3 protein-coding genes are annotated in these 2,649 nt (G+C 76.7%); 1 reads left to right on the top strand and 2 read right to left on the bottom strand.

Features of this window, described 5'->3' with window-relative positions:
* Window positions 1–280: 280 nt before the first annotated feature.
* A complete protein-coding gene (locus AC1MIR_RS05795) occupies window positions 281–1,237 on the bottom strand; it encodes a M14 family metallopeptidase (protein WP_480027237.1) in 957 nt (318 codons plus the stop codon).
* A 173-nt stretch (window positions 1,238–1,410) separates the two neighbouring features.
* Window positions 1,411–2,202, bottom strand: a complete 792-nt coding sequence (locus AC1MIR_RS05790; RefSeq protein ID WP_480027236.1) for a DsbA family protein — start codon at window positions 2,200–2,202, stop codon at window positions 1,411–1,413.
* 231 nt (window positions 2,203–2,433) lie between these two features.
* On the opposite strand from AC1MIR_RS05790, the gene AC1MIR_RS05785 reads away from it, so the two are divergent.
* The coding region (locus tag AC1MIR_RS05785; protein ID WP_480027235.1) for a hypothetical protein at window positions 2,434–2,649 on the top strand (216 nt) is incomplete at its 3' end.

Raw genomic sequence — 2,649 nt, 5'->3', positions numbered from 1 at the left:
GGGCCGTTTCCCTCCGCCCGGCGGGGGGGGGGGGGGGGGGGGGGGGGGGGCGCGGGGGGCCCCCGGGGGGGCGGGGGCGCCCGCCGCGCACGACATCACCGTGCTGCTCCGCGCGATCGGCGGCAAGCCGGTGCCCGGCGAGCCGCCGGTGTAAGGGCGCCTCGGACGCCGACGCCGCTCCGCGCGCCGGGCTGCGCGCCTCAGACCTGTTGCGCCGATGGGGCTGCATCCAGCCGCGCGCGCCGCCTGCGGCGGCGGCACTTGGTCCTTCGCGCCGACGCTACGCCTCGAAGCGCGCCAGCCGCACCGCGGTATGGCCGCGCATCACGCGCGGGCTCGGCATCACCAGCAGGCAATCGTCATGCGGGGTGCGCAGCTCGGCCTCGCCATCCAGGGCGATCAGCGTGTTGCGCCGCGGGATCACGTCGCCGCCGCGGAAGTCGCGCAGGAAGGCGAAGTCGGCGCGCTGCGCCGGGACGGTGCGCGTCACCCGCGCCCGCCGGGCAGGCGGCCGCGCCTCCTCCGGCGCCAGGGGCGCGCCGTCCTCGGCCATGCCGAGCCGGCGCAGCAGCGCCGCCGCCGTGCGCTCCATCTGGTCGAGCGTCTCCGGCCGCCAATGCGGCCCGGCCTCGAGCAGCAGGGCGCGCGCGCCGGCGGCGAAATGCGCGTGGTCGATCATGCGCAGCCCGGCCGCGTGGCCCTCGTCGGCGACGACGAGCGGCGGCGTGCCGCGCGGCCGTGCCAGGGCGCGCGCCGGCCCGCCCGTGCCCGCGATGATGAGCGGGTCGGGCGGCCAGAGCATGGAATGCATGTCGAGCAGCACGTCGGCGCGCCGCAGCGCCGGCAGCAGCGCCCGCGCGCGGTCGAGCTCCGCCGAGCGCCGCCCGCCGGCCAGCAGCTCGGACGCCCAGACGCGGTTGAGATCCTCGTCCAGGAACCGGCTGGCGGTCGGGTCCGCCGGATCGAAGCGGTCGAAGGCGGCGAGGTTGGCGAAACAGAGCGTCAGCGCACCGCGCCGCGGGCGGATGCCTTCGCGCAGCCAGCGCGCCAGCAGCAGCGCGCCGGCCACCTCGTTGCCATGCACGAGCGCGGTCATCATCAGGTGGGGGCCGGGTGCGCCCGCCGTGAAGGTCCACACGCCCTCGATCCCGGTGTTGCCGGCACGAAAATGCGCCAGGTCCGGAACCGGGACCTGCACATCCAGGGTCGGCAGGGCGGTGGTGTCCAAAGGGTCCATGCGCAACGTCGGCCCGGCCGCGCACCGCGTTGCCGGGCCGCCTCTCCGCGCGGCATCCCCCAGCCCCGCTCCGCCTAGTGGCGGCGTCGACCTTCGCCCCCATGATCCGTGCTCCCGACTGCGGGTATTCTATACGCCGGCGTCAGGGTCTCCAACCGCCCACCCCGCGCCCCCTATCGCGTCGCGCGGGCTTCGCCGACCAGGCGCTCCAGCGCGGCGAGGTCCACGGCGCCGGGCACCAGCGTCGCCGCCGCGCCGCGCGCATCGGCGGATGCCGCCACCACCAGCGCCGGCGTGCCCTGGATGCCCACCGACTGGGCGAGGCGGATATTCGCCTCGATCCGGCGGCCGATCGCCGGGTCGTCCATGTCGCGGCGCAGCCGGGTCCAGTCCAGGCCCACGCGCTCGGCCTGCTGGCGCAGCACCGGCTCGGTCGGCTCCGTGCGCAGCGACAGCAGCGCGTCCTGCAATTGCGGATAGCGGCCCTGGCGCTGCGCCGCGAGCAGGGCGCGGGCCGACAGGACGCTGTTCGGGCCGAGGATCGGCAGGTCCTTCATCACGACGCGCACATTCGGGTCGCGCCGCAGCAGCGCCTCCAGCGCGGGATGCAGCTGCTTGCAATAGCCGCAGCGCGCATCGAAGAACTCCACGATGGTGACGTCGCCGCGGGGATTGCCGCGCACCGGGTCGGCGGCGTCGCGGAACAGCGCTTCGGCGTTCTGCGTGATCGCGGCGCGCCGGGCTTCCGTGCGCTCGCGCTGCTCGGCCTCCTCGAGCCCCATCAGCGCCTCGCGCAGGATCGAGGGATCCCGGCGCAGCGCCTCGCGCAGGATCTCCGCGATCTCCGCGCGCTGCGCGGGGGTGAACAGGCTGCCCTGCGCCTGCGCCGCGACCGGCACGGCGAGGAGGGTCAGGGCGAGCAGCATCGGCATCAGGCGCCGCCATCGGGAGAAGGTCTGTCGCATCGGTTCCTCGTCAGCCGCCCGTGACGCCCGGCGCCGCGGCCCGGCGATGGCCGCATCATCCCGCATGTGTGCGGCGTCCGCCAGCAGGCCGGCTTCCCCGCCCGGGCGCCCTGTCGGATCATGCGGTTGCCGGGGCTGGTGAAGCCGTCTAAGGCCCCGCACCGGAGCAGGGCGAGCGGGATGGAGAGCAGCGCGGTGGGGGATGGCCAGCTTCGGGCCCGGCGGCAGCGCATGACGTCGCTGCCGCGCCTGTCCAGGATGGCGGGGCTGCTGGCCCTGATGGCCCTGCCGGGCTGCAGCACGCTGGATTCCGTCGGCGCCATGCTGGGCGGCCCGCCGCCGCTGCAGCCGGGCCAGGAGGGCTTCGTCCGCGGCGTGCGCGGCGACGCCCGCGCCGCCGCGCCCCGGGCGGGCCCCGGGGGCCCCCCCGGGGCTTGCCCCGCCGGC

Source organism: Falsiroseomonas sp. RANM36 (assembly GCF_056682175.1).
Note: the sequence above shows the minus strand (reverse complement) of the source record. Positions and strands in the feature narration are given on the sequence as shown.